General features: G+C 72.6%; 26 protein-coding genes. 15 read left to right on the top strand and 11 right to left on the bottom strand.

The annotated features are described in order from the left end of the window. Nucleotides 1-56 precede the first annotated feature (56 nt). Nucleotides 57-530, bottom strand: a complete 474-nt coding sequence (locus ABFX54_RS45500) for a MarR family winged helix-turn-helix transcriptional regulator (RefSeq protein ID WP_346113246.1) — start codon at nucleotides 528-530, stop codon at nucleotides 57-59. 96 nt (nucleotides 531-626) lie between these two features. On the opposite strand from ABFX54_RS45500, the gene ABFX54_RS45495 reads away from it, so the two are divergent. Then, nucleotides 627-1,745, top strand: coding sequence for a hemerythrin domain-containing protein (locus ABFX54_RS45495; RefSeq protein ID WP_346113245.1), 1,119 nt, complete (start codon nucleotides 627-629; stop codon nucleotides 1,743-1,745). Here ABFX54_RS45495 and ABFX54_RS45490 read toward each other — a convergent pair. Then, a complete protein-coding gene (locus ABFX54_RS45490) occupies nucleotides 1,669-3,108 on the bottom strand; it encodes an MFS transporter (protein WP_346113243.1) in 1,440 nt (479 codons plus the stop codon). The two genes, ABFX54_RS45495 and ABFX54_RS45490, sit on opposite strands and share 77 nt — an antisense overlap. Nucleotides 3,109-3,163: 55 nt before the next feature. On the opposite strand from ABFX54_RS45490, the gene ABFX54_RS45485 reads away from it, so the two are divergent. The 5 genes from ABFX54_RS45485 to ABFX54_RS45465 all read left to right on the top strand — a co-directional run bounded on the left by ABFX54_RS45485 (nucleotide 3,164) and on the right by ABFX54_RS45465 (nucleotide 6,606). Then, entirely contained in the window at nucleotides 3,164-3,553 is a 390-nt protein-coding gene (locus tag ABFX54_RS45485) for a MerR family transcriptional regulator (RefSeq protein WP_346113242.1), read from the top strand. Between the two features lie 62 nt (nucleotides 3,554-3,615). Continuing rightward, on the top strand, nucleotides 3,616-4,236 hold the full coding sequence (locus tag ABFX54_RS45480) for a GNAT family N-acetyltransferase (RefSeq protein WP_346113241.1): 621 nt from the start codon (nucleotides 3,616-3,618) through the stop codon (nucleotides 4,234-4,236). 168 nt (nucleotides 4,237-4,404) lie between these two features. Beyond that, a complete protein-coding gene (locus ABFX54_RS45475; protein WP_346113240.1) occupies nucleotides 4,405-4,776 on the top strand; it encodes a hypothetical protein in 372 nt (123 codons plus the stop codon). 158 nt (nucleotides 4,777-4,934) lie between these two features. Further along, nucleotides 4,935-5,783 (top strand): LLM class flavin-dependent oxidoreductase, encoded by an 849-nt coding sequence (locus ABFX54_RS45470; protein WP_346113239.1) that lies wholly within the window; start codon nucleotides 4,935-4,937, stop codon nucleotides 5,781-5,783. Between the two features lie 43 nt (nucleotides 5,784-5,826). Next, on the top strand, nucleotides 5,827-6,606 hold the full coding sequence (locus ABFX54_RS45465; protein WP_346113238.1) for a TetR/AcrR family transcriptional regulator: 780 nt from the start codon (nucleotides 5,827-5,829) through the stop codon (nucleotides 6,604-6,606). A gap of 31 nt (nucleotides 6,607-6,637) precedes the next feature. Here the strand turns inward: ABFX54_RS45465 and ABFX54_RS45460 are convergent, their stop codons facing one another. Genes ABFX54_RS45460 through ABFX54_RS45450 form a run of 3 tightly spaced genes read right to left on the bottom strand, consistent with a single transcriptional unit; the run spans nucleotide 6,638 to nucleotide 8,495 of the window. Continuing rightward, a complete protein-coding gene (locus ABFX54_RS45460; RefSeq protein ID WP_346113237.1) occupies nucleotides 6,638-6,982 on the bottom strand; it encodes a DUF4180 domain-containing protein in 345 nt (114 codons plus the stop codon). Between the two features lie 35 nt (nucleotides 6,983-7,017). Further along, the gene (locus ABFX54_RS45455) at nucleotides 7,018-7,428 is read right to left on the bottom strand and encodes a helix-turn-helix domain-containing protein (protein ID WP_346113236.1); all 411 of its coding nucleotides are present in this window, start codon (nucleotides 7,426-7,428) and stop codon (nucleotides 7,018-7,020) included. Between the two features lie 41 nt (nucleotides 7,429-7,469). Further along, nucleotides 7,470-8,495: a winged helix DNA-binding domain-containing protein gene (locus tag ABFX54_RS45450; RefSeq protein WP_346113254.1), complete on the bottom strand. Its 1,026-nt coding sequence runs from the start codon at nucleotides 8,493-8,495 to the stop codon at nucleotides 7,470-7,472. Between the two features lie 295 nt (nucleotides 8,496-8,790). Here ABFX54_RS45450 and ABFX54_RS45445 point away from each other — a divergent pair, with 295 nt between their 5' ends. Genes ABFX54_RS45445 through ABFX54_RS45430 form a run of 4 tightly spaced genes read left to right on the top strand, consistent with a single transcriptional unit; the run spans nucleotide 8,791 to nucleotide 12,762 of the window. Continuing rightward, the gene (locus ABFX54_RS45445) at nucleotides 8,791-10,329 is read left to right on the top strand and encodes a phenylacetate--CoA ligase family protein (RefSeq protein ID WP_346113235.1); all 1,539 of its coding nucleotides are present in this window, start codon (nucleotides 8,791-8,793) and stop codon (nucleotides 10,327-10,329) included. After that, nucleotides 10,326-10,772 carry a DUF4188 domain-containing protein gene (locus ABFX54_RS45440; protein WP_346113234.1) on the top strand — a complete coding sequence of 149 codons (447 nt, stop codon included), beginning with the start codon at nucleotides 10,326-10,328 and terminating at the stop codon, nucleotides 10,770-10,772. Before ABFX54_RS45445 ends, ABFX54_RS45440 begins: the two co-directional genes overlap by 4 nt. After that, the gene (locus tag ABFX54_RS45435; protein WP_346113233.1) at nucleotides 10,769-11,848 is read left to right on the top strand and encodes a hypothetical protein; all 1,080 of its coding nucleotides are present in this window, start codon (nucleotides 10,769-10,771) and stop codon (nucleotides 11,846-11,848) included. The genes ABFX54_RS45440 and ABFX54_RS45435 overlap by 4 nt, the downstream gene beginning before the upstream one ends. Continuing rightward, nucleotides 11,845-12,762, top strand: a complete 918-nt coding sequence (locus ABFX54_RS45430) for a nitroreductase family protein (RefSeq protein ID WP_346113232.1) — start codon at nucleotides 11,845-11,847, stop codon at nucleotides 12,760-12,762. The genes ABFX54_RS45435 and ABFX54_RS45430 overlap by 4 nt, the downstream gene beginning before the upstream one ends. 544 nt (nucleotides 12,763-13,306) lie before the next feature. Here the strand turns inward: ABFX54_RS45430 and ABFX54_RS45425 are convergent. The 3 genes from ABFX54_RS45425 to ABFX54_RS45415 all read right to left on the bottom strand — a co-directional run bounded on the left by ABFX54_RS45425 (nucleotide 13,307) and on the right by ABFX54_RS45415 (nucleotide 15,523). Further along, complete coding sequence (locus ABFX54_RS45425; RefSeq protein ID WP_346113231.1) at nucleotides 13,307-13,810, bottom strand: DUF4760 domain-containing protein; 504 nt, start codon at nucleotides 13,808-13,810, stop codon at nucleotides 13,307-13,309. A gap of 12 nt (nucleotides 13,811-13,822) precedes the next feature. Then, nucleotides 13,823-14,608, bottom strand: coding sequence for an alpha/beta fold hydrolase (locus ABFX54_RS45420; RefSeq protein WP_346113230.1), 786 nt, complete (start codon nucleotides 14,606-14,608; stop codon nucleotides 13,823-13,825). A gap of 84 nt (nucleotides 14,609-14,692) precedes the next feature. Further along, the gene (locus ABFX54_RS45415; protein WP_346113229.1) at nucleotides 14,693-15,523 is read right to left on the bottom strand and encodes a nucleotidyltransferase domain-containing protein; all 831 of its coding nucleotides are present in this window, start codon (nucleotides 15,521-15,523) and stop codon (nucleotides 14,693-14,695) included. Nucleotides 15,524-15,717: 194 nt separating this feature from the next. Between ABFX54_RS45415 and ABFX54_RS45410 the strand changes: the two genes are divergently transcribed. The 4 genes from ABFX54_RS45410 (at nucleotide 15,718) to ABFX54_RS45395 (ending at nucleotide 19,324) form a co-directional block, all read left to right on the top strand. Continuing rightward, nucleotides 15,718-16,302: an ArsR/SmtB family transcription factor gene (locus ABFX54_RS45410; RefSeq protein ID WP_346113228.1), complete on the top strand. Its 585-nt coding sequence runs from the start codon at nucleotides 15,718-15,720 to the stop codon at nucleotides 16,300-16,302. Nucleotide 16,303: 1 nt separating this feature from the next. Then, complete coding sequence (locus ABFX54_RS45405) at nucleotides 16,304-17,032, top strand: SRPBCC family protein (protein WP_346113227.1); 729 nt, start codon at nucleotides 16,304-16,306, stop codon at nucleotides 17,030-17,032. 215 nt (nucleotides 17,033-17,247) lie between these two features. After that, nucleotides 17,248-17,730, top strand: coding sequence for a metallophosphoesterase family protein (locus ABFX54_RS45400; RefSeq protein WP_346113226.1), 483 nt, complete (start codon nucleotides 17,248-17,250; stop codon nucleotides 17,728-17,730). Between the two features lie 295 nt (nucleotides 17,731-18,025). Next, on the top strand, nucleotides 18,026-19,324 hold the full coding sequence (locus tag ABFX54_RS45395) for an FAD-binding oxidoreductase (RefSeq protein ID WP_346113224.1): 1,299 nt from the start codon (nucleotides 18,026-18,028) through the stop codon (nucleotides 19,322-19,324). Nucleotides 19,325-19,436: 112 nt separating this feature from the next. On the opposite strand, the gene ABFX54_RS45390 is transcribed toward ABFX54_RS45395, so the two are convergent. Beyond that, nucleotides 19,437-19,706 carry a WGxxGxxG family protein gene (locus ABFX54_RS45390; protein ID WP_346113223.1) on the bottom strand — a complete coding sequence of 90 codons (270 nt, stop codon included), beginning with the start codon at nucleotides 19,704-19,706 and terminating at the stop codon, nucleotides 19,437-19,439. A gap of 542 nt (nucleotides 19,707-20,248) precedes the next feature. Between ABFX54_RS45390 and fusA the strand changes: the two genes are divergently transcribed. After that, nucleotides 20,249-22,273: an elongation factor G gene (gene fusA, locus ABFX54_RS45385; RefSeq protein ID WP_346113222.1), complete on the top strand. Its 2,025-nt coding sequence runs from the start codon at nucleotides 20,249-20,251 to the stop codon at nucleotides 22,271-22,273. A gap of 22 nt (nucleotides 22,274-22,295) precedes the next feature. On the opposite strand, the gene ABFX54_RS45380 is transcribed toward fusA, so the two are convergent. Both ABFX54_RS45380 and ABFX54_RS45375 read right to left on the bottom strand, forming a co-directional pair. Then, nucleotides 22,296-22,793, bottom strand: a complete 498-nt coding sequence (locus ABFX54_RS45380; RefSeq protein ID WP_346113221.1) for a GNAT family N-acetyltransferase — start codon at nucleotides 22,791-22,793, stop codon at nucleotides 22,296-22,298. A gap of 96 nt (nucleotides 22,794-22,889) precedes the next feature. Next, nucleotides 22,890-25,434, bottom strand: a 2,545-nt coding sequence (locus ABFX54_RS45375; protein WP_346113219.1) for a M14 family zinc carboxypeptidase, incomplete at its 5' end; no start/stop codon positions are given.

The following is a 25,434-nucleotide window of genomic DNA, read 5'->3' as shown; positions in this document are numbered from 1 at the left end:
TATCCACGGAGATCGCGGATCGCGCCGGGTTCGTGACAGACGGCAGGCAAACGATTTCACGCCCGTTCAGGGCCGGACCGCGGGCCGGAACGGGGTGCCGGGGCCGCGTGTTCGGCCAGGAGGGCTTCGACGGCGGAGGTCAGCAGGTCGCGGTGGCCGGCCGGGAGGTCGCCCGCCAGCGCCTCCAGCCGCGCCGCCACCCCTTCGTGCGCCAGCTCGCCCATCCGCCGCCCCTCGCCGGTCAGCTCGATGAGGCAGGCGCGGCGGTCGCGGGATGAGCGCGTCCGCATGACGAGCCCGCGTTTCTCGGCCCGGTCCACGAGCCCGGTCAGGCTCGACTTCTCCAGGTGCAGGGCACGGCTCAGCTCGCCCATGCCCACCGGCCCGTCCACGAGCAGGCAGAGGAGCTGCGTCTGCTGCGGGGTCAGGTCGTGTTCGCGGCTGACCTCGCCGAACACCTGCTGCACCAGGTGCGCGAGCCGGACGAGCGCGGAGGTGAAGGACGGCGTCGGCTCTTTCGTCGTGACCACGAGCCGAGTCTAGTTGACAAAGGTTCGTGAAACGAACTAATTTCCTTCGCATCACCGATTGTTCGTGATACCAACTATGGTCACAGGAGCCTCTCCATGCCCGACTACGGCCACGACATGCTCTTCGGCGTCAGCGTGGTGCCGTCAGCGCAGGAGGCGGACGGCGTCGTAGCCCTCGCCCGGCTCGCCGAGCGCGCCGGGCTCGACCTCGTCCGGGCCGCTCACCCGCCGGCATCCGCCGCCTGCTCAACCTTGGACCGCGAGCGGGAGCCCGGGCAGTTCGCCGAGCTCGCCCTGGAGCACGGCGTCAGCGGCTTCAGCCTCATGGCCCGCGACGTGCGCGCCATCGAGCGTTTCGCCGCCGAGACGGCTCCCGCCGTCCGCGAACTGCTCGCCGCCGGACGCTCGCCCGCCGCCGCCGAATCGCCTGCCACACTTGAAGGCGGCCCCGCGTCACTCGAACGCGACCCCGCATCGATGGAACGCGACCCCGCATCATCCGAGCGCGGCCCCGCGTTCGAACCTCAGGCCGCCCCCGAACGCTCCCCCTCCTCAGCTGGAAGGTCACAGATGCCCGCAGAACCGGGAAAGACGCCGACGTCCGCGAGGGCGGGAGGGGCGCCGCTGGCCGCCGTGCCGACGCCGGACGACGGGGTGCGGCTCAGCTCCGTCCGGATCTGGGACGAATCCACCCGCCCCGCCGGCCCGTCCCCCGACCCGAATCGCCGCTACACCCCCAGGGAGCAGGCCGCCGGACGGCACCTGATCGACGTGCACGACCACCTGCGCGCCGAACTCGCTCGGCTGCGCGACCTGGCCGACCAGGTCGCCGCGGGAACGCTGGACGCCGGCGCCGCCCGCGACCACATCAGCACCATGACCATGCGGCAGAACAACTGGACGCTCGGCGCCTACTGCGAGTCCTACTGCCGCCTGGTCACGATGCACCATTCGGCCGAGGACGCCATGGTCTTCCCGCACCTGCGCCGCGTGGAGCCCGGCCTCGCCCCGGTGCTCGACCGCCTCCGGGAGGAGCACCAGGCCATCCACAAGGTCCTCGAACGCGTCGATCGCGCCCTGGTCGCCTTCGTCACCGGCCCGGCGGGCCTGGACGAGCTGCGTGCCGCGGTGGACCTGCTCACCGACACCCTTCTGTCGCATTTGTCGTACGAGGAGCGCGAACTGGTCGAGCCGCTGGCCAGACACGGCCTCTGACGCGCGCCGATCCTCCGGTCGAGGCGCGGCGGCGTTCCTCTGCCGGCCCTCCGGTCGCCGCGTCGCGGCGTGCCCGCGCCGGCCGTCCGGGGAAGGCGCGCCGGTGCTTCGTCACCACGAACGCCAGCGCCGCCGCCACCACCGCCACCGCCGTCCACGGCAGCGCCCCGGCCCCGGCGCTCTCCAGCACCATCCCGCCGGCCAGCGAGCCGGGGGCGATGCCCGCGTTGTAGACGGTCGTCTGCAACGAGGTGGCCACGTCGGCGTTGGCGGCGCCGGCCGCGTTCACCAGTGCCGTCTGCAGCAACGTCGGCACGCCCCCGAACGCCGCCCCCCACAGCCCGGCTGCGGCCAGGACCACGCCACCGGCCCCGCCCGGCACCCAGCCCGCCACCGAGCCGGAAGCCCAACCGGACACCCAGCCGGACGCTCCAGCGGAAGCCCAGCCCAACGCTCCGGCGGACATTCCGTCGGACGCTCCGGCGGCCGTCCCGAGCAGGGTCATCGCCGTCGCCACGGCGGCCAGCGCGGCGATGAGGGTGAGGCGCGCGTACCGGTCGATGACGGCGCCGACCAGCCAGATCCCGGCCACCGTCCCGGCCCCGAAGACCAGCAGCACCACGCCGGCGGGCCCGCCTCCGGACGCCTGTGCCAGCGGCGCCAGGTAGGTGTAGACCGCCTGGTGGCCGAGCAGCGTCAGCAGGGTCACGCCGAGCACCGTGCGCACGCCGGGGATGACGACCACCCGCCGCAGCGGCACCCGTTCGGCGGCGGGCTCGCCGGGGAAGTCCGGCACCCGCCACAGCACCCACGCGATCAGTACGACCGCCGCCACGGCCAGGCCGCCGAAGGCCGCGCGCCAGCCGGCCACCGCCGCCAGCGCCGCACCGGCCGGGATCCCGGCGCACAGCGCGACCGTGATGCCCGCCGAGACGATCGCGATCGCCCGCCCCCGCCGCTCCTCAGGAACCATCCTGGCCGCGTAGCCGACCAGCATGGCCCACAGGACGCCGCCCATGGCCCCGGCCAGGATCCGGGCCGCGAAGGTGAGCGGGTAGGAGGAGGAGAGCGCGGTCACCCCGTTCAGCAGGGCGAACCCGGCGAGCGTCCCCACCAGCACGGGGCGCCGGTTGTATCCGCGCAGGAGCGCCGTCACGGGGACGGCCGACACGAACGACGCCACCGCGTACGCCGTCACCAGGAACCCGGCGCGGCCCTCCGTCACCCCGAGCGCGCCCGCGATCCCCGGCAGCAGCCCGGCGGGCAGCAGCTCGGTCATCACGGCCGCGAACGCCGCCGCGAACAACGCCAGCAGCGCCGGCCAGGGCAGTCTCCGCGAACTGGCAGCGATCTCGTCAGACATGCGACCATGCTGAAACCTTCACATCAATGTGAAGGCAAATACGGAGGAAGGCCGCATGAGGATCGGGGTGTTGTCGCAGCGCACGGGCGTTCCGCCGCGCATGCTGCGTTACTACGAGGAGCAGGACCTGCTGCACCCCGAGCGCGCCGGCAACGGCTACCGCGACTACCCGGAGTCGGCGGTCCGGCTCGTCCAGCAGATCCGCGGCCTGCTCGACTCCGGACTCACCACGGAGATCATCCGCCGCATCCTGCCGTTCCTGGACGATCCCAGCCAGATCCACCTGCATCCGCAGTGCCTCACCCCGGACCTGGCCGCCCTCCTGGAGTCGGAGGCGAACCGCCTCCAGGAGCGCATCGACTGCCTGTCCCGCAACCGCGACGCCATCCACGCCTACCTCGCCGCCGTACGCGCCCTGCGGACGGAGCCGACATGGCGAGCCTGAACGATCCCTGCGGACCCAGCCCGCATGAGCTCCTCCGACGAGACCCTGCAGACCGGGCCGGCATGACCACCCTCGACGAGATCCTCCTGAACGTGCGGCATGGCTGTTTCCCGCCGGCCGACGGCGGGCTGACGGTCGTGCCGCAGCCCTCGCCCCGCGACCTGGGCGTGCTGTCCTTCACGGCGCACGCGGTGGTCTTCGCCGACGCCGACCCCGCCTGGATCCGCGGCCTGCTGCCGCCCGGCGACCTGTCGGCGCCCCTCGGGCCGGCGTTCCTCCAGGCTCTGGCCGGCCGGACGGGGCGCAGGATCGGCAGCGTGGACCTGCTCGGCCTGGCCGAGCCCCTGCCGGGCCCGCCGCCGATCGAGCTGGAGGAGGTGACGGGCAGCGACCATCCGCGGGTGACGCGGGCCCGCCGCTACCGCGACTCCGTACGCGTGTGGACGGCGCCGGAAGGCGGCCTGCTGACGGTGGGGCGCGGGGTGGCCGGCCGCTGGGAGTCGGCGGTCGAGGTCGAGCCGGAGCACCGCGGCCGGGGCCTGGGCCGGCGGCTGGCGACGGCGGCCAGGCACGTCACCTCCGAGCCGGTCTGGGCCCAGGTCGCGCCGGGGAACGCGGCGAGCGTGCGAGCGTTCCTCGCGGCCGGGTACACCCCGGTGGGCGCCGAGGTGCTGCTCGTCTGACTGTGGGCTCCTGACCGTACGCCGCTACACCCCAGCCGCCGAGGGCGGTGGGGAGTTTGCTGGGACAGGGCCGCCTGTTGGGTGAAACGGGGTGTGGCGGTGCCTTCGTCGCTCAAGATCGCTCCGTAGAGTGAGGCCGATGTCACTTCGTGATTACAGGGGGAGATCATGAGAAAGAGCCTCATCGCCGCCGGGAGTGCGCTGCTCACCGCGGCCGCGCTGTTCGGGACCACCGGCACCGCGGCCGCCGACATCTGGACCGACTGGAACCACAGCTACCCGAAGGACTGCGGTGTCGGCCTGAACGAGGACACCACGTACCACCACGTCACCCACCACGGCGTCTTCGCCGGCACCCGCGACGCCGACGGCTGCAAGGACGGCGGGCACCGCGGTCACCACGGCGACCACTGGTACGGCCAGTACGGTGACCACGACGAGGTCCGCAAGTGGCTGCACCGCAACTGGCCCACCAGCGGCAACGGCAACTGGGTCGGCCACGGGCTCGGCCGCGGCGCGGGCGCGGGCGTCGGCGGCTGACCTCCCGTCACGTGACCGTCCCGGCACCCGCGGCACGGGTGCCGGGACGTTGCGTGTCCCGGTCCCGACCATCCTGGACGTCAGCCCCGGGCCGCTGCGCCACCCGTCCCGCGCCGTGCGGATTTCCGCGGTGGGTGATCACTCGATAGCCTGACCGGGTGCGACTAGGTGTGAACGTCCCCAACTTCGGCCCGGGCACCGACCCCGGCGTGATCCGCCATTGGGCGCAGACGGTGGAAGGGCTCGGGTTCGATCTGCTCATGGTCTCCGACCATGTGGCGATCACCCCCGACGTCGCCGCGAAGTATCCCGCCCCCTTCTACGAGCCGTTCACCACGCTCTCCTGGCTGGCCGGCGTCACCACGCGCGTCGCGCTCGGCACCACGGTGCTGATCGTCCCCTATCGCCATCCGCTGCTGGTGGCCCGCATGGCGGCCAACCTCAACGACCTGAGCGGCGGCCGGCTGGTGCTGGGCGTCGGGATCGGGTGGGCGCGGCAGGAGTTCGAGGCCCTGGGAGTGGCCCACGACCAGCGCGGCCGGATCACCGACGAGCATCTGGCGGCCATCACGGCCGCCTGGGCCGACGAACGCGACTACCGCGGCCGCGTGCCGATCTGGGTCGGCGGCGAGAGCCGGGCGGCGCTGCTCCGCACGGTGCGCTTCGGCCAGGCCTGGCACCCGCTCTGGAACACCCTGCCCTACCTGCGCGAGACCTATCCGCGCGTGGTGGCCCTGGCCGCCGAGGAGGGCGTGGCCGCCCCCGCGCTGGCCCCCCGGATCCAGTTGCGCGTGACGCCGGAGCCCGTGACCGGCACCGACCGGCCGGCCGGCGTCGGCACGATCGAGCAGATCATGGACGACCTCGAGGAGCTGCGCGTCCTCGGCGCGGAGACCGTGGTGCTCGACCCGTTCCACGGCGACCCCGAGCAGACCCTGCACCCGGAGACGTCGTGGGAGATGCTCGCCGCGGTGATCGCGCGGAGATCCGCGAAAGAGCGCCCCTGATATCCTTATGCCGTAAAGAATTGTCCAGGACGGGGAGTTCCGCTTGGTCGTCTACGCAGGTCAGGGTGACGCGCGACGGTCCATGGCACTCCTGTGGCGCAGCGGCGAGCCGGGCGAGGTGCGGCCCGGCCCCAAGCCGGGGCTGAGCGTCGACGCGATCGTGGAGGCCGCGATCGAAGTCGCCGACGCCGAGGGCATGGCGGCGCTGTCCATGCGGAAGGTGGGCCTGCGGCTGGGCCGCACGGGGATGGCGCTCTACACGTACGTGCCGAGCAAGGGCGAACTGGTCGACCTCATGTACGACCGCGCCCTGGCCGAGCTGCCCTCCTCCTACGACCTGAGCCGGGGCTGGCGGGCGGCCGTCGCCTCGTGGGCCGAGGACACGCTGGCCTTCTACCTGCGTCATCCCTGGGTGCTGCAGGTGTCGCAGGCGCGGCCGGTGCTGGGTCCCAACGAGTTCGCCATGCTGGAGAGCGTGGTGGCGGTGCTGCGCGCCACCGGGCTGCACCCGCGCCGGCTGCGCGGGGTGGTGGCGCTGCTGTTCGACTTCGTGCGGGGGGCGGCCAAGTCGATCAGCGAGTCGCGGCAGGCGCCGTCGGAGACCGGGGTCTCCGACGAGGAGTGGTGGCTGGCGCGCTCGTCCCTGCTGGAGGAGGTCGCGCCGGGGTTCTCCACCCGGTTCCCGATGGTGGCGTGGATCGAGTCGGAGGACGACGGGCCCGGCGACGACGAGCCGTACATGGAGCATCGAATCAGCGAGACGTTCGCGGTGGGGCTGGGCGTGCTGCTGGACGGCGTGGAGGCGGCCGTCAAGACGCGCTGAGCTCCGGCGAACCGGGCGGGGCGGCGTCGAGTCAGCCGAGGGCCGTGTGCCGGGTGGTCAGTTCCTCGTCGTCGCGAACGAACCAGAGCTGGCGGCCGCGGTTGCACTCGTAGATCCAGTCGCGCACGGACGAGCTGGTCGCGGCGTGCCCGGAGACGTCGCCTACGATGGCCAGGCCGATGCCGTACTGGGCGAACTTCTGCGTGATCTCGCCCGCCACGCCGTTGCTCAGCGTGAAGAAGCCACCGGGCAGCCGGTCGGCGGGCACGGAGACCCAGGTGGCCCGGGTGGACCATGCCTCGCCGATGAGGTCGAGCACGTCGCGGACCTCGCTCAAGGGCTGGGCGTCGGGGTCGTAGCGCAGAATGTCGGTCATTTCGGAAATCTCCAGAAAGCATCTAGTGAGGTGGGTCAGGGGCGTACCAAAACGTCGATGAGACGGAGGACCTGGGCGCTCTCCTCCAGGGCGCCCAGCACGACGACCTTGAGGTGCTCGCGCTCCTCGTCGTAGACGAACTGCACCCGCACCCCGCTCGGCCCTCCGCCCAGCGCGCCCAGGACCGCCGTGCTGAGCCGATCCATGGCGACCCTGGGCAGGCCGTCGACCTGCACGATGCTGGACACCTCCGCGCGGGGGGACGCGGCCGGACCAGCAGGCGGCGTCACGGGGACGCCGGTGAACGCCTCGACGTCCTCCTTGGCGATCCGATATCGCTTGCCGATCCTGACGGCGGGCAGCCGGCCCTCCCGCACATAGTTGCGCACGGTCTTGACGTGCAGCCCGAGCAGATCGGCTACCTGTTCGACGGTGTATCGCTCCATATCGCTCCCTATTATGCTGCATGAAAGGGAGTAATACGGAGTCAGGCGTGCGCGCCCACCGTGACGGGGCCGACGGTCAGGCGTGGCCGGGCCTCCAGCACCTCGCCCAGCCGCTCCACCTGCTCCTCCAGCTCGCGCGCCTGCCCGGCGGTGAGGTCGCGCAGCGACTCGACCGTGACGTCGATCCGGTTCCCCGAGCGCCGCTGGTGCCAGACACCGGCCACGTTCCCGTCCACCAGCAGAACGGGGAAGTTGCCCGCCTGCCCGCCGGCCAGCGCCCGGGTGGCCGCGTCGCCGGCGTACAGGAGCTCGCGGGGCCGGCCCGCCACCACGTACGCGTCGAAGTACGGCAGCAGCCGCACCCCGCGCGGCGGCTCCTCCGGCACCCCGGTGTCGCCCGCGAGAACCCACGCCCGCCGCCCCTCGAACAGCACCTCCTCCAGCTCCACCGCGCCGAACCCCTTGGCCGCCCACCGCACCGGCCCGCCGGCCCACCGGGCGAAGTCCTCGGGCGTGGCAGGCCCGTACGCCGTCAGGTAGCTCGTGACGAGCCGGGCGAGCCCGTCCGTCACGGGCGGCGCGTCCGGCGGGGCGGTGTAGGTGACCTTGCGGCCCCGTACCGGCCCGAACACGAACGCGCCCCGGTGCGCCGCGAGCGCCATCGCCTGCCGCCAGCGCGGCCAGTAGCCCTGGAACGCGGGCATGACCAGGTCTCCCGCCCACGGACCGGTGGCGGCGGCGACCGCCTCGCTCAGCTCGTCGATCGTCAGCGCGGCCCCGGCGACGGCCTTGCCGATGGCCTCCACCACCTGCTCGGTCTGCTCGCCGGTCATCCTGACGTCGCCTGTGGCGACGGGCGTCGCGGCCGGGGCCGACGACAGGGCGTCGACCCACATCGGCAGGTCGCGGGCGGGAAGCAGGTGTACGGTGCCGCGCGGCCCGTACGTCTTGACCAGGGTGCGCTCGCTCCACAGCGCCTCACGGACGGCGGCCCGGGTGACGCCGGGCAGCCGCATCCCGACGGACGCCTCGGCGGCCGACATCACCTGCGCGTGCGCCCCGCACATCGCCGCCACCACCGCGACCGTCCCCGCCGCACCCGACCCCGCCGCACCCGACCCCGCCGCGTCAGACCTCGCCGCGTCAGACCTCGCCGGGCCCGGTGGGCGACCGTTCAGGCCGGCTCGCTCCAGGCGCCTCGCGCTGACCTGCGGCCACGACAGTTCGATCACCACGTCCTCCTCGTCCGATGAACCCACGCTAGAGGGGAACGCGGAAAGCTTCGTTCCGCATATGCGTCGTTATACCGATGAAAGTGGACTTAAAGCGATCTTTCATCTGATCGCACTAATGTCACCCGTCATGATCCGCCTCAGCCCCGTCCTCGGGCCGCTCACCGCTCGCCAGCGCTGGCGCAGAGCCCGGCTCCAGGCCTACTCCTGGGCCCTGACCGGCGCGTACCGGCTGGGCGCCCTGCACCCCGCCGTCTGGCGGCTCGTCGCCCGCGGCTACCACCCCGCGCTCGACCGGGTCGCCGCCAGGCACGCGCGGGTGGCCTGCCAGTTCGCGGCCGTGGACGTGCCCGCCTACCGCCACTTCCTGCGCGCGAACGGCGCCGAGCACGCCCGCGGGCTGGCCGACTTCCCCGAGACCACCAAGCAGAACTACGCGGGTGCCTACGACGAGGCGAGCCGCTGCCAGGAGGGCAGGCTGCACCGGCCGGGCGTGATCGTGGACGAGTCGTCGGGGTCGAGCGGCAAACCGTACAACTGGGTACGAGGGCCGCGCGAGCTCAAGGGCATCTACCGCAACGCCGCCGGCTACATCGAGCTGGTCTTCCCGGGCGAGCGGCTGTTCGTGATCAACGCGTACTCGATGGGCGCGTGGGCCACCGGCACCACCACGGGCGCCGCCATGGCCCGCATCGCCATGGTCAAGAACACCGGCCCCGACCTGGAGAAGATCGCCGACACGCTGGAGCACTTCGGGCCGGGCTACGACTACGTGGTGGCGGCGTACCCGCCGTTCCTCAAGCATCTGCGCGACCGCCTCGACGAGGCGGGCTTCCCCTGGGCCGAGTACCGCGTGCGCGGCATGGTCGGCGGCGAGGGCATGACGGAGGCGCTGCGCGACTATCTGGAGGAGCGCTTCGAGGAGGTCCGCTCCGGCTACGGCGCCAGCGACCTGACGATCGGGATGGGCGCGGAGAGCGGGTTCAGCGTGCGGCTGCGCAAGCGCCTGGCCACCGACCAGGACCTGCGTGACCGGCTGCTCGGGCCGGGCGAGCAGCGGCTGCCGATGATCTTCCACTACAACCCGCTGGAGACGTTCCTCGAGGTGAACGCCGGCGGCGAGCTGCTGTGCACGATCAACACCAAGAGCTGCCTGCAGCCCAAGCTGCGCTACAACGTCGGCGACGAGGCCCGGCTGCACACACTGGCCGAGGTCAGGCGGGCGCTCGGCGACGACGAGTACGCCCGCATGTGGACCGACGAGCGGATGAGCCTGCCGCTGCTGTTCCTGTTCGGGCGCAAGGACTCGACGATCTCCTACATGGGGGCCAACCTCTATCCGCAGGACGTCGAGTACGGCCTCTACCAGGGCAACCCGCACGCCGCCGCGATCAACCGGTTCTGCCTGTCGCTGGAGGAGCTGCCCGGCCTGGAGTACCGCCCGGTGATCAACCTGGAGGTGCGCGGCGAGGTGGACCGGGACGATCTAGTGGCGATCTGCCGCAAGGGTGTCGTGGCCCATCTGAGCGCCGTCTCGCGCGACTTCGCCGAGTCCCTGAAGGAGGACCCGTCCGCCGCCGACCTGCGGATCAGGGTCTTCGGGCTGGGCGAGGGGCCGTTCGCGGGGCTGACGAAAATGAAGAACGTCTACCTGATGAAGGACGCATGAGGACCACAGACTTCAGCCAGGCGCCGCCGCAGGGGCGCGCGACGGCGATGTTCGTCGGGGCGACCCGCTACCGGGGGCCGCTGTCGATCGTCAAGCTCACGCTGACCTGGTTCCGGATGGTCCGTGACATGAAGCGCATGCGCGGCTACCGGTGGCACACGATCTACTGGGAGTTCCCGTACACGCTGGGCACGATCGCGTTCTTCGAGGACCGCGACGCGCTGCTGCGCTTCGCCCGCAGCCGGCACCACCGCGAGCTCATGCGGTGGGTGACCGACGGCACCAGGAACGCCACCGCCGGCTACATCCGGCTCTACAACGCCGAGCCCGAGGGCTACAGCAACGGCGCGTGGCGGGCCGAGGGCGGCCCGATGGCGCACATCGAGACGTTCACGCCGCTGTCCACCGAGGACGGCGCGGGCCCGCCGGTGGTCCGCCCGTGAGCCCTGGATCTGGATCGCTGAGCCGGGTCGAGTCGCGCCGTGACCTGCGCGACTTCCTCGCGCTGACCGGCCGCCTGTACGCGGGCGACGAACGTTTCGTGCCACCGCTGCACGCGACCGTGCGCGCGTGGTGGCGCCGCGGCGTGCCCCTGTACGTGCTGCGGCGCGGCGGCCGGGTCGTCGCCAGGACCACGCTGCACACCGACGCCGCCCTCGACGCCAGACTGGGGCGGGCCACGCAGTTGTTCGGGCTGACGGAGTTCGCCGAGGAGGCGGCGGCGGAGCTGTTCGAGGGGATCGCGGCGGCGGGCGGCGGGCGGCCGCTGTTCGGGCCGGTCTCGCTGCTGCCCAATCAGGCGGGCGGCGTCATCACCTCCGGCTTCGCCGAGCGCGGCTTCATCGACAGCGCCTGGAATCATCCGTACTATCCGGGCGCCTACGAGGCGTACGGCTTCACCCGCCGCTTCGAGTCCGACACCTGGATCTGCCCCGTGCCCGGCAAGCCGGTCTTCGCCTTCGACGACGCGCGCGTGGAGGCCGAGAAGCTGCGGGTGCACCGGGGCGACCGGCGGCGGATCGAGGAACAGCTGCCGATCCTGCGGGAGATGCTGAACGCCAGCTTCGCCTCGCTCGGCTACTACACGCCGATCTCGGAGCGGCAGCTGGCCGAGCAGACGGACGGGCTGGCGTACCTGCTGGACGAGGCCCTGCTGCTCTACCTGACGAAGGCGGGCCGGCCGATCGCGTTCGTGCTGTGCCTGCCCGACATATCCACTTTTGTCGCCCGGATCCGCGGGAACCTGCACCCGCTCAACCAGCTCCGCCTGCTCGCCACCCGCTCGCACCACCGCCGCGAGGCCGTGCTGATCGTCAAGGGCACGGTCCCGGACGAGCAGGGACGCGGCTACATGCGGCTGCTCTCGCGCGAACTGCACGACGGGCTGCGGCGGGGCGGCTACCACACGCTGCGCAGCACGTACGTGGAGCGGACCAACCCGGGCTCGGCCGCCCAGTACACCGCGATGGGCGGCCGGCCGCTGCACGGCTACACCTTCTACGCCAAGGACCTCGCGTGAGAGAGCTGCGGGCGCTGGAGCCCGACTTCTGGCGCGCGCCCAGCGCGCACAACACCCAGCCGTGGACGCTCACGTACGAGGGCGACGAGGTGGCCGTCGGCTGGGACCCCGCCCGCGCCCTGCCCGTCAGCGACCCGACGGGGCGTGACCTGCGGCTCAGCCTGGGGGCGTTCGTCGAGTGCTGCCTGATCGTATGCGCGGACGCCGGCCTCGACGTCGCCTTCCGCCCCGACCCGGGGCCGCTGCGGGTGGGCTTCCTGCACGGGGCCGCGCGGCGGTACGAGACGCCGTTCACCACGGCCGACGTACGGGCGCGCGGGGCGAACCGGGGCGAGTACCACGGCGGGCGGCTGCCCGAGGAGGTGGCCGGCGCCATGGAGGGCATGCGCCGGCTCGCTTGCCGCGACCTGGCGGACCTGCTGCACGCGGCGGACCTGCACCAGTTCGGTGACCGGAGGGTGACGCGGGAGCTGCGGGCCTGGCTGCGGCTGACCCGGCGGCACCGGCGCTACTTCCTCGACGGCCTCAGCGACCGCGCCCTCGCGCTCACCAGGGCGGAGGCGCTCGGGCTGCGCGCCTCGCTCGCCCTGTACCCGGCGCTGCGGCGGCTGGGCCTGCCCAGGGTGCTGGCGGGGGCGTCGCGGGGGCTGCTCGACTACGACGGGGACGTGCTGGTGCTGGTGGGCGACGTCAGCGAGGAGGTCGGGCTGGGGCGGGCGCTGATGCGGAACTGGCTGACGTTGTCGGGGCTCGGGTACACGACGCATCCGCTCAGCCAGATCATCGACTGTGAGCCGACCCGGAGGGTGCTGGCGGGGCGGCTGGGGGTGTCCGATTCGCGGACGCTCCTGCACATAGCCCGCGTCGGCCGCCCGAAGACCCCGTCCACGCCGTCGGCCCGCCTGCGCTCGTGACCACCGCTCAGGCCGGGACGGTGGCGGGGATGGGCTGGGCGCGGGCGGCCCAGCGTCCGTCGTCGCTGCGGACCAGGCGTACCCCCGGCCCGATGACCGATGCCGAGCATGGCGATGAGCCGGTCGGCGTGCTCCTCCTGCGCCGGTGCCGGCGCCCAGCAGGCCGAGCAGCGTGCTCTTGCCCGCCCCGTTGGCGGCGAGCAGCGCCCGGTGCTCGCCGGACGCGAGTCGACCGTCATCGGGCCGCCGCCGACTGATCCGACTCCCGCCGATGGGTCTCCGGGCCGGCTCGCCTCCGGCCGATCCGGCTCCGTCTGGTTTCCTGATCGCCTAGAAGATCGCCAGGCCGTCATGGCCCGCGTCGCCCGGCTGAGCGACGGGCTGCCCGAGTGGACCGACCCAAATGACGCTGGAGACGACAGCGAGCAACACGACCGGCCGTCGCTTCCACGCCGCCGCGGGCTACCGGGAAGACTCCATCCGATTCACCCGCGCCCTCGACCAGCCGGCCTGAGCGTCAAGCCGCCCGCCTCCGGCATCGCGTTCAGCGACGCAATACCACCTGCATGTCGGTAGGCGGGTGGTCGCGCAGATCAACCGCGAAATGCTCCAGGATGTTGAGTATCGAGCTGTCGGGCAGCCCCTGCAGCTCTCGCTCCTTGCGCACGAACGGTTCGAGTGCGGCCCAGGCTTCGACATAACGCCTGCGCAGCAGGGACCCGATGAACTGCCGGTCGATGACGTCCAGGTGCGCGAGGATGCTGTAAAGCTGGAAGAAGTATCCGATGTCGTAGATCTTGCGCTGGACCTCCTCGTCCAGCCCGGAGATGCCCAGATCACTGGAGAGTTTCGGGAGCTCGTTCCTGATGAAAGCGTAGTTGCGGTGAAACTCCAGCGAGCGGAACTCCTTGAGCAGTTCGACGAGCGGGCCGACGTGGTTGCCGTGCCGTTGCGCCTTGAACTGGTTACGCGCCAGCAGCGCCGAGGTGACCAGAGCCAGGATCGACACGATCACCGCTCCGATGTTGATGAGCACGGACACGTCCACGATGGCATCCCCTCATCCGCCGATAAGTCCGAGCCGGGTCAGGAACTGGTGCAGTGCCTCGTTGACCGCGTCAGGACACTGCACGTGCGGCCAGTGCCCGCCGCAGCGCGAGCGCAGATCCGCTGTCGAGATCAACGGGTTGAGCGTCCGGAGCAGCCGCAGGTCGGTGTCGCGCCGGGACCTGACGTACAGGGCGGGCACCGTGACGCGGCGCCACAGGTGCTCCGGCTCGAAGGCCAGAACGCTGTGCCAGAACGGCTTGGCGACGTGGTCGGGCGTGCGCTCCAACGTCCGGAACACCGCGGCCCGGCCGTGCTCACCCGTGCCCCACGCCTGGGCCATCGCGCCCATGAAGTGGCGCCGCCAGTCACTGTTGTCCGATTCGGTGGAACGTGCCCGGTTTGCCCGGAGCTCCGGCTCCGTGAGCGCGATGGTGGAGTCCACGACGACGACACCACGCACGAGATCGGGTCGTGTCGCGGCGACCAGGAGGGCGGCGATGCCTCCCGCGCTGTGCCCGACCAGGACGATCTCGCCCAAGCCCCGCCTGGCCAGGTCGTCCTCCACCGCCGCGGCCACCGTCGCCACCCCGTACTCGCCACCGGGCAGCGGTGGTGACTCGCCATGGCCGGGCAGATCCAGACTGAGCAACAGCAGCCGCCGATCGAGGCCCGCGAGCTGGGCGGCGAACTGGTCGCGGGCGCAGCCCACGCCGTGCAGGAACACCACGGCAGGGGCGTGCTCTCCCGTGGTCGCCGCCCGCTCGGTCGCCGCCAGGGGCGGTTGGTCGTCCGGCATCGCCAGTACAACGCTCGCGGATCCGCCGCGGTTCCGGCGGTACGACGTGCGCTCCACGGAAGTTTCGGGTGCGGGCTTGAGCGGTCAGGCGCCGCAGGCTGTGCGGACGTCGGTGATGAGGTGGGTGGCGGCGTCGATGGTGTGGGCGATCTGCTCCGGGGTCTCCCCCACCGTCGCCAGGAGTGCGCGGGCCCGCTCGCCGAAGCCCTCCGGGGCCGACGGGAGCCGGTCGGCCGAGGCGATCATGCCCTTCTCGTTGATCAGCCAGGTCTCGTCGGCCGCGTGCAGCGCGTGGCAGGCCACGCCGATCGCCCGGAACAGGGCCGCCGCCGCGTACGCCGGATCGCGGCCGGCGGCGCCGTACCGGGCGGCCGACAGGGCGAAGTCGCACTCCCACAGCCCTCCGATCAGGGCCTCGCGTAGTGCGGGAGGGTAATGGGCCGTCTCCTCGCGCAGGGCGGCGAGTTCGCGGCCGGGGTCGGCGAGCACCTGGCAGAGGGACACCTCGCCGGCGTAGGCGTGGGAGTAGAAGCCGAGCGGGTGCCCGACCTGGAAGCCGATCTCGTAGCGGCCGGCCTGGCAGTCGGCCCAGACGCGTCGTACGCGGTCGAGGTCGCGGTAGATCCAGTCCACCCGCCATCCGTCCACGGTGAGCCAGCCGCCCCCGTCCACCCAGGGGCCCCAGCCGCCGGGATCGGTGACCTCGGTGTCCTGGCCGGTCAGCTTCGCGGCGAGCGCGCCCAGCTCGCCGACGCCGAGCTTGCCGCGGTAGTAGAGGCCGAGGTCGATGTCGGAGTCGGGCCGGTGGGTGCCGCGGGCCCGGCTGCCGCCCAGGACGACGGCCACCACTCCGGGGACGGCGGCCAGGCGATCGGCGATGCCGGCCAGATCGGGGACTGGATCGGGCGTACGCACGGTGTCGAGGGTAGACCTTCGCACCCGCCCGTGGTCCCCACGACACCCGGCCCCCACGACACCCGGCCCACACGACGCGCGGCCCACACAGCGCCCACCCACCCAGCGCCCACCCACACGGCAGGCCGGCCCCGTGGCGGCCGGCTGCCCGCCGGCTTCTTGACAATGATTTTTTTCGGTGGCATCGTTCATCCATGCATGAAGTGGCGGTGATCGAGGATCCGGCGGCGGCCGAGGCGTCGCTCGACCCCATGCGCTCGAAGCTGCTGTCCGAGCTGGTCGAGCCGGGCTCGGCGACCTCGCTGGCCGCCAAGGTGGGCCTGGCCAGGCAGAAGGTCAACTACCACCTGCGCACGCTGGAGCGGCACGGGCTGGTGGAGCTGGTCGAGGAGCGCAAGAAGGGCAACGTCACCGAACGGGTGATGCAGGCGACGGCCGCGTCCTTCGTGATCTCGCCCGTCGCGCTGGCCTCCGTGCAGCCCGATCCGGCCAGGTTCTCCGACCGGCTGTCGGCGCGGTGGCTGCTGGCGCTGGCCGCGCAGCTCGTACGGGATGTCGGCACGCTGATCACGGGGGCCGCCAAGACGCGTAAGCGGGTGGCCACGTTCGCGATCGACGGTGAGGTGCGCTTCGCGTCGGCGGCCGACCGGGCGGCGTTCGCGGAGGAGCTGGCGCAGTGCGTCACCTCCCTTGTCAGCAAATATCACGACGAGAGTGCCGAGGGCGGGCGTGATCATCGCCTGATCGTGGCCGTCCATCCCTCGGTGAAGGAGCACTGACGTGGGGCACGGGTTCGAACTCCCCCAGGAGGCCGAGGTCGGGGCGAGCCCGGAGGAGGTCTGGGAGGCCATCTCGACCGGCCCCGGCATCGACTCCTGGTTCATGGGGCGCACCGAGGTGGCGGATGGCGTCGTGCGCACCGCGTTCGGGCCGTTCGAGCTGCCTCCGTCCACGGTGACCGACGCCGAGCCGCCGAGCCGCCTGGCGCACGGCAGCGACAAGGGCGAGGACGGCCGTTTCGTCGCCTACGAGTTCATGATCGAGGGCCGGGAGCACGGCAGCACGGTCGTCCGCATGGTGACCAGCGGATTCCTGCCGGGCGACGACTGGCAGGACGAGTTCGAGGCCATGTCCAGGGGCCTGGAGATGTACTTCGCGACGCTGGTCGAATACCTGAACCACTTCGCTGGGCGGGTGGCGACCCCGATCACCGAGTTCAGCCCGCCCGTCAAGGACTGGCCGCATGCGTGGGAGCGGCTGAACGCGGCTCTGGGCGGCCCGCCGTCGCCCGGCGACCGGATCCGCTTCGGGCCCGGCGACGGGGTCGAGGGGGTCGTCTTCTCCCGCAACTCCCAGACGGTCGGGGTGCGGGCCGGCGACGCGATCTACCGCTTCCTCCAGGGGTTCGGCGGCAACATGATCGCCTCCCACCTGCTGTTCGACGGTCTGGAGGAGGATCAGGGCGTGCGGTGGCGGGAGTGGCTGCGGGAGCTGTACGACCCGGCGTGATCGACCCAGGCGAGCCGGTAACCGAGCCCAGCCGGTTCATGGGGCCGGTTCATGCGGCCGGTTCATCCGGCCGGTTCATCCGGCCGGTTCATCCGGCCGGTTCATCCGGCCGGTTCGTGCGGCCAGCTCGCGGGGGCAAGTCGCGGGGGCAAGTCGCGGGGGTGAGTCGCTGGCTCGCGAGGGTGAGTCGCTGGCGAGTGGGGAGGACTGAGCGGGTGAAGGTGGTCGCCCTGTCCGACACGCACGCGCCCAGACGCTGGCGCGAGTGCCCGCCCCGGGTCGCCGGGCACCTGCGGGGTGCCGACGCCATCCTGCACGCGGGCGACGTCTGCGTCCCCTCCGTCCTGGAGGAGCTGGCCGCGTACGCCCCCGTCCACGTCGTCAAGGGCAACAACGACGGTCCCGACGTGGTGGCGCCGGAGACGCTGGAACTGACGCTGGACGGGCTGCGCGTCGGGATGATCCACGACAGCGGCGCGGCCCAGGGCCGGCTGGCCCGGATGCGCCGCCGCTTCCCGGACGCGGACCTGGTGGTCTTCGGGCACTCGCACATCCCGCTCGACGAGTCCGGCGAGGGCCTGCGGATCTTCAACCCGGGCTCCCCCACCGACCGCCGCCGCCAGCCGCACGGCACCATCGGCCTGCTCACCGTCGAACGCGGCGTCCTGGCGGTGGCGGAGATCGTCCCCGTCACCTGATCCCGCCGCCGCACCACGCGATCCCGTCACCTGATCCCGCTACGCCACCACGTCGTCCCCACCACCCGCTCCGGCTACTTCCCTATACCTCCATGAAGGTGTACGCGGACCTCTCCGCCTACGCCCCGCGACGTATCCCCCGCGGCGACGACCGGCGGATTCGGCGGCGGCCCCCGCCGGATGATCCTGGAGTCCTTCAGGCGCTTAAGGCCCGCGGTAAGAGGACCAGAACGTGGCCGTAAGCGCCCTCCAGCACAGTGATCCCAGATCACCGAGAACGAGAAGGGCCGCAGACATGAGCCAGCCGTACACCATCCAGGACGAGATCCGCCTGCCCGGTTTCACCGGCCCCGTCCACCTGCCCGGCGACGCCGGCTACGACGAGGCGCGCCGCTCGCTCAACCCGGCCGTGGACTCCCGCCCGGCGCTGGTCGCCGAGGCGTACGGGGCCGCGGACGTGCGCGCGGCGCTGCTGGCCGCGCGGGCCCACGGGGTGCCGTTCGCGGTCCAGGCCACCGGGCACGGCACGCACACCGCCTGCGACGGCGGCATCCTGGTCAAGACCGCCCCGATGGCCTCGGTCCTGGTCGATCCCGCGCGCCGGATCGCCCGCGTGGGGCCGGGCGCGCGCTGGGGCGAGGTGATCGCCGCCGCCGCGCCGTTCGGGCTGGCCCCGCTGTCCGGCTCGTCGCCGTCCGTGGGCGTCACCGGCTACACGCTCGGCGGCGGGCTGGGCTGGCTCGGGCGCAGGCACGGCTTCGCCGCCGACAGCGTGGTGCGGGCCGAGGTGCTGCTCGCCGACGGCCGGCACGTCACGGCGAGCGCGGACAGCCATCCCGAGCTGTTCTGGGCGCTGCGCGGCGGCGGGGGCGGGTTCGGCGTCGTGACGGCGCTGGAGTTCCGGCTGTACCCGGTGTCCGAGGTGTTCTCCGGGTTCGCGTACTTCCCGGTGGAGGCGGCGGCGGAACTGCTGACGGCGTACCGGGACTGGATCGACGACGCCCCCGACGGGCTCAGCACCGCGGTCGTGCTCAAGCGCATGCCCGGCGACGAGCGGACGCCGGCGGCGGTGCGCGGCAGGCACGTGGCACTGCTCAAGGTCCTGCACGCCGGACCGGCCCGCGAGGCCCGTGAACTGCTCGCGCCGCTGTGGCGAGCGGCCGGTCCGGCGCTGCTGGACGAGACGCGGACCACCACGTACGCGGCCACGGCCATGGGCGGGACCCCGAACCGGCACATGGACATGTTCGACACCGTCCCCGACGCGCTGATCGACGTCCTGGTGCGGGCCGCCGGGCGGGCCCAGACGGTGGAGATCCGCCACTGGGGCGGCGCCCTGGGCCGTCCCGGGCCGGACGCCGGGCCGGTCAGCCACCGTTCCACGCGGCTGTCGGCGATCGTGGACACGGTCGTGCCGGGGCTGGCCGGGGAGTTGCGGCCGTACGCGAACGGCGGGACGTTCCTGAACTTCCTGGCCGACCCCGCGCGGACGGCGCACGCCTTCACCGCGACGGACTACGCGGGGCTGCGCGAGGTCAAGCGGGCCTACGACCCCGACGGCTTCTTCCGCGTCGGCCACGTCGTCTCCCGGTGAACGCCCCGGTCACGGGGGACGGCGGGCGTTCGTTCACCGAGCGGCACGACCGGGCGGCGCCGGCCGTGCCACATCGGAGGTCACCCCGGCCGGGGGCCGAGGTCTGGGCATGTCACGGGCGCTGGGTGCGGTGCCCCATGTGCTCCGCGGTGCCTACGTGGCTGCGCTGCTTGCGCATACCGGCGAAGCCCAGCAGACCCAGCAGGCCCAGCAGGCCCCACAGGCCGGCGTTGCCGCCGCCTTCGTCTCGTCTGTCGTCCTGCGGTGCGGGTGTCACCTGGCTCTGCGCGACGGGCGCGACCGGCGAGTCGGCCGTCGCCACAGCAGCCGGAGCTAGCGTCAAGAAGAACGCCAGGCCCAGCCCGGTGAGGGTCTTGCGCATTGGGTTCCCCCGATCCGGCGGTCTCAGCAACCGCGGAGACCGCCTATCACGCCTTCTCTGAAGGCTCCCGATAGCGGGGCGATCTCCATATCCCCTGCTAAATACGCCTCTACCATTCTGCTGACGGCATCAAACACCTTCTCGACCCGCCCCGGAGCGGTGGCGGCCCGGATGCCCGCACGCACACGGGTCTCGGACACTTCCCGACAAATCACCGCACGATCGTCGCGCGACCCTCTGACGACATTCCGAGGTCAGACGGTGGCAGAGCGTCGCCTATCAGGTGAGAAAAATTGATTCCCTCCGCCGTGCGCCGTCGCTACACTCCTTGATCGACGCCATCACGGGACGAGGAAGGGAGCCGGCCATGCGTGCCCACACCGCCGCCGTCGTCCCCCCGTCGCGTTTCGAGGTGATCCTGGTGTCTTCGCGGTCCCGGCGCCGGCTGCGCGGCCGCCGCCGGCTGCTGCCCTGACGAATCTCCTTTCGCCGGGGCAATCGCGCCGTCCTCGAACGACAACGTCCCGGAAGGGGCAAGGGCCGTGCGTGCTCACCTGCTCAACTCCCTGACCACCGTCCGTAACCTCGGCATCCTCGCCCACGTGGACGCCGGCAAGACCACCGTCACCGAACGGATGCTCTACCTCACCGGCGCCACCTACAAGCGCGGCGAGGTCCACGACGGCACGACCGTCACCGACTTCGACTCCCAGGAACGCGACCGCGGCATCACCATCTTCGCCGCCGCGGTGAGCTGCGACTGGGACGGGCACCGGATCAACCTGATCGACACTCCCGGCCACGTCGACTTCTCCGACGAGGTCGAACGCTCGCTGCGGGTGCTCGACGGCGCCATCGCGGTGTTCGACGGCGTCGCCGGGGTCGAGCCGCAGAGCGAGTCCGTGTGGCGGCGGGCCGACCGGCACGGGGTGCCGCGCGTCGCGTTCGTCAACAAGCTGGACCGGGCCGGAGCCGACCTCGACGCGGCCGTCGAGTCGATCCGGCGGCGGCTGCATCCCGCGCCGCTGGTGGTGCAGCTGCCGATCGGGCGCGAGGACGGCTTCACCGGCGTCGTGGACCTGCTCGCCATGCGGGCCCTGGTGTGGCACGACGGCGTCTGCCAGACCGGCCCCGTGCCCGACGACCTGCGCCAGGAGGCGCTGCGGCGGCGCCGGGTGCTGGAGGAGGCGGTCGCCGAGCTGCATCCGGCCGCGCTGGAGGAATTCTGCGCTGCACCGACGGATGCGGGGGCGGCGATTTCCGAGGCGACGTTGCGTGCCGCGTTGCGCGACCTGACCGGCAGTGGTGCGGGGCTGGTCGTGCTGTGTGGCGCGGCGTACCGCGACCGGGGGATCGAGCCGCTGCTGGACGCGGTCGTCCGGTATCTGCCCTCGCCGCTCGACGTGCCGGCCGTGCGCGGGCAGGACGGTGCGGAACGGGCCGCCGACCCGGACGCGCCGCTGGCCGCGCTGGCGTTCAAGGTGAGCTCGACCGCGACCGGACGGCTCACCTACGTGCGCCTGTACTCGGGCACGCTACGGAAGGGGGACACGGTGCTGGACGCCGGCACGGGCCGGACGGAGCGGATCAGCCGGATCCTGCGGGTGCAGGCCGACCGGCACGCCGAGACGGAGCCGGCGGTGGCCGGCGACATCGTCGCGCTGGTCGGGCCGAAGGCGGCCCGCACCGGGACGACCCTGTGCGCGCCGGGTTCGCCGCTGCTGCTGGAACCGCCGGCCGCGACCGAGCCGGTGGTGTCCGTGGCGATCGAGGCGCGCAGGAGCACCGACGCCGACCGGCTCGCGGCGGCCCTGGCGCGGCTGGCGGAGGAGGATCCGTCGCTGGCCGTGCGGACCGACGCCGAGACCGGGCAGACCGTGCTGTCCGGGATGGGCGAGCTGCACCTGGAGGTGGCGGCGGAGAAGCTGCGCCGTGACCACCGGCTGGAGGTCTCCGCCGGCCGGCCGCAGGTGTCGTACCGGGAGACGGTCGGGCGCGGCGTGTCCGGGCTGCTGTACCGGCATGTCAAGCAGGACGGCGGCGCCGGGCAGTTCGCGCACGTGGTGATCGACGTCGAGCCGCTGGCGGAGGGCTTCGCGTTCGCCTCCGCGGTGACCGGCGGGCGGGTGCCGCGCGAGTACGTGCGCGCGGTCGAGGCCGGCTGCCGGGACGCGCTGGCGGACGGCCCGCTGGGCGGTCATCCGGTGACCGGCCTGCGGGTCACGCTGACCGACGGGACCACGCACGTGAAGGACTCCTCGGAGATGGCGTTCCGCACGGCCGGGCGGCTCGCGCTGCGCGAGGCGCTGCGCTCGTGCGCGATGGTGCTGCTGGAGCCGGTGGTGGAGGTGACGGTGACCGTTCCCGACGACATGGCGGGCGGCGTGCTGGGCGACCTGCCGGCCCGGCGCGGCCGCGTCTCGGGCTCCACGGCCAGGGGCGGCACGGTGGTGATCACCGCGGTGGTGCCGCTGGCCGAGATGTTCGGGTACGCCACGCGGCTGCGCGGTCGCACCCAGGGCCGCGGCACCTTCACCACCCGCCCGGCCGGCTACGCCCCGGCCTGACCGGCCGGGCGGGCTGAGGCCGTCAGACCGTGAAGGAGATCCAGACGTCCGGGGGGACGCCGGGCCGGTGCGGTACGGGCCGGCGTTCCTCGGTCCACGCCTGGCCGGCGAGCTCGGTGGCCACGCGGCGCCAGAACGAGACGGCCGTCGTGTTGGCGTCCTGGAAGGCGATCTCCCAGGGGCCGGGGTGGCGGGAGATGACGTCCCGTACGGCCGTCATGCCGATCCCGGACCGGCGGGCGCCACGTACCACGAAGAAGCTGTTCAGCACGCGCGCCGGGCCGGACAGCGCGCGGACGAACGCGAAGCCCACGGGATGGTCGCCGCTGGTGAACAGGTAGGCGGCCCAGTCGTCGTCCGCGAGCGCCGCGTTCAGCCGGTCGCTGTGGTACGTGGCGTCACGGCTGGGCAGGCCGCCCTGGTAGTCGGCCATGTCGTGGCGGAACATGAGCCACAGTCGTTCGGCCACCGGACGGTCGGCGGCGCTCATGGGCCGCACCGATGCTGGGAAAATGGTCATGGAAACACCTTCCGGCCGGGATCAAGTCCGGCCGGAAGGTGTGAATCTAGCAGACTCTGATCACGGGCCTGATCACGGGCCTGATCACGGGCCTGATCACGGGGTGGTGACCGTGGCGCCCGTGACCGAGCTCGACCAGTACAGCGCCCTGGCCACCTGCGCGAACAGGCCCTTGGGGTGGTTGCGGAACATCGGCTCGGTGCCGAAGAGCACCACGGCCGCGCCCCGCTCGTCCCGTCCGCTGACCACGGCCGCCTGGCCCCTGGCCGCGTCCGGACCGCCCGCCCCCTGCCCGTCGGGCCGCCAGTGGCCGGACACGAGGGGGCCGTCGGCCGCGTACGACTGCTCGACCGTGACCTCGGGCCCGAGACCGGTGAACCAGAGCGGTGAGTAGACGAACGAGTGCGCCGGCGATCCGCCGCCCACGGGCCCGCCGGAGGAGACGGTGCGGACCACGCCGTTGGCGTCACCGCGGCCGGGCACCGTGGTGGCGGTGAGCAGGCCCGCGTCGGCGTTGAAGCGGGCGCCCGTCTGGCCGCGGGTGATCACGCCGCCGCCGGCCAGGAACGCCTCCAGCGCCGTCCTGGCCGCCGGGTTGAGCGCTGCGTGGCTGAGGCCGCTGGAGACGTACAGGACGTCGGTGCCGCTCCAGTCGAAGCCCGCGTTGAGCGCGGCGGTGGAGACGGGCGTGACCGGGAAGCCCAGCTCGCGCAGCGTGAACAGCTCGTCGGCCGAGGCCGCGGCGGCGATGCGCACCTGCCCGAGCGGGGTCCCGGCGGCAGGACCCGCGGGGGTGCCCGCCTGAGCGCCTGCTGAGCTGCCTGACGACGGGCCCGGGTGGCCGCCCGCAGGGGTGAACGCGACACCGTAACGCTCTGCGACGGTCCTCGCGGCCTGTCTGGCCGAGGCCGGGACGATCGCGGTGCCGCCGTTCCAGGTCACCGCGACCCCCTGGGCCAGCAGGTCGTTGAGCGCTCTGACCTCCTTGGCGTCCCCGACCCTGAGCGCCAGCGGCCCCGGCGTGCGCGGGACCGAGCCGGTCGGCGCGGCCGCCTTGACGGGCACGGTGCTGGCGCGCAATGAGGAGACCGGCTCCACGGTGGCGCCCCAGAGCAGGGCATGACTCCAGCCCGAGATGTCATACATGGCATCCACCCGAGGGGAGATGTCCGCGCCGGGCTCCAGCATGACGTTGGCCAGGCCGCGCTTGGGCTGGCGCATGTCCACCACGTACGACCCGGCCGGATACGTCCGGCCGCCCGAGTGGAAGGAGCTCTTCGCTCGCTCGACCCGGACGTCGTTCGCGATCAGGTGGTCCACCAGGCGGGCCGCGGCCGTGGCCGAGCTCTGCCCGGAGCCGGCGGGGATGACGTAGGCCCGGGGGAAGGTGGTGGTGTAGACGTCCTCGGGCCCGAAGCCGGGCACGATGCCGAGCGGCACGGGCTTGGCGGCCTCGCCGGCCGCGCCGCGCCTGAAGACCTCGATCTGGTCGGCGATCAGCCGGTCGTGGCGGGACCGGACGAAGCCGTAGGTCGCGCGGATCGCGGCGGCGGCCACGTCGGTGTTGATCGCCGAGCGGCGCCGCAACTCCTCGGCCGGGGTCTGGTCGTAGACGGAGCCGTTGACCCGCAGCGGGATCTCCACGGTGTGCGCGGCGACCGCGCCGTGGAAGGGCGCGTACTGCGGGGTGAAGATCGGCGGCCAGTCGTCCCAGCCCTCGGCGGAGTCGCGGAACGGGATCTGCGCCGGTTCCACGCCATCCTTGGCCGGGGTGTAGCCGAGCCCGTTGACCGCGGCCTCCATGCCCAGGCCGTTGGCGTAGGTGTTGGTGATGAACAGGTCGTACTCGTAGTTGGCGCCGTGCGGCGGCGTGGTGGGCTCGATGAGCGTGCCGTTGACGTACCCGTGCAGGTCGAGCATGGCCACCGGCTGGGTGTCGATCATGATCTGGCGCATCGCCCTGACCTCGGGCTGCGAGGCGGTGACGAAGTCGCGGTTGAGGTCGAACCCGGCGCCGTTCTGGCGGGCGTTGTTCACCCGGCCGTCGGGGTTGGCGGTGACGTTGAAGTACAGGCGGGTGCGCTTGAGCAGGTCGGCGACCGCCGGGTCTGTGCTGGTGGCGAGCTGCTCGATGGTGCGCAGGGCGGCGTCGGCGCCCTCCCACTCGTTGCCGTGGATGTTGCCGTTGATGAAGATCGGCGCCTTGTAGGTCCTGGCCAGCTTGCGGTCCCGGGCGGCTGCGGCCGGGTCGTTCTCGATGCGCTCGCGGATGCGGGCCTGCTCGCGCGCCTGGGCGGCGCTCTCGGGCGCGGTGACGGTGACGAGGTAGAGGTCGCGGCCCTGGGCGGAGCCGCCGATGATCTCCGCGCTGACCCGGTCGCCGCGCCACTGCAGCTCGTTCAGCTTGGGCGCGATGCCGTGGTACGGCACCAGGCCCAGCTTGATCGAGGCGTCGGCCGGGTTCTCCTCCGGCAGCGGGAGCCGGGTGCGCCTGGGGTAGCCGCGGTCGCGCGACCACCCGTACGGGCGCTCCTGGGCCGGGGCACCGCGCAGGGCGGACGCCTCGCCGGTCGTGCCGGCGGCGACCTCGTTCCGCTCGGGGCCGTTGCCGAAGTCGCGCACCGCCGGCGGCGCCGGCTCG

The sequence above is a fragment of the Nonomuraea maheshkhaliensis genome, assembly GCF_039529435.1.
In the GTDB taxonomy this organism is placed as follows: Bacteria; Actinomycetota; Actinomycetes; order Streptosporangiales; family Streptosporangiaceae; genus Nonomuraea; species Nonomuraea maheshkhaliensis.
This window is presented reverse-complemented; position numbering and strand designations above follow the sequence as displayed.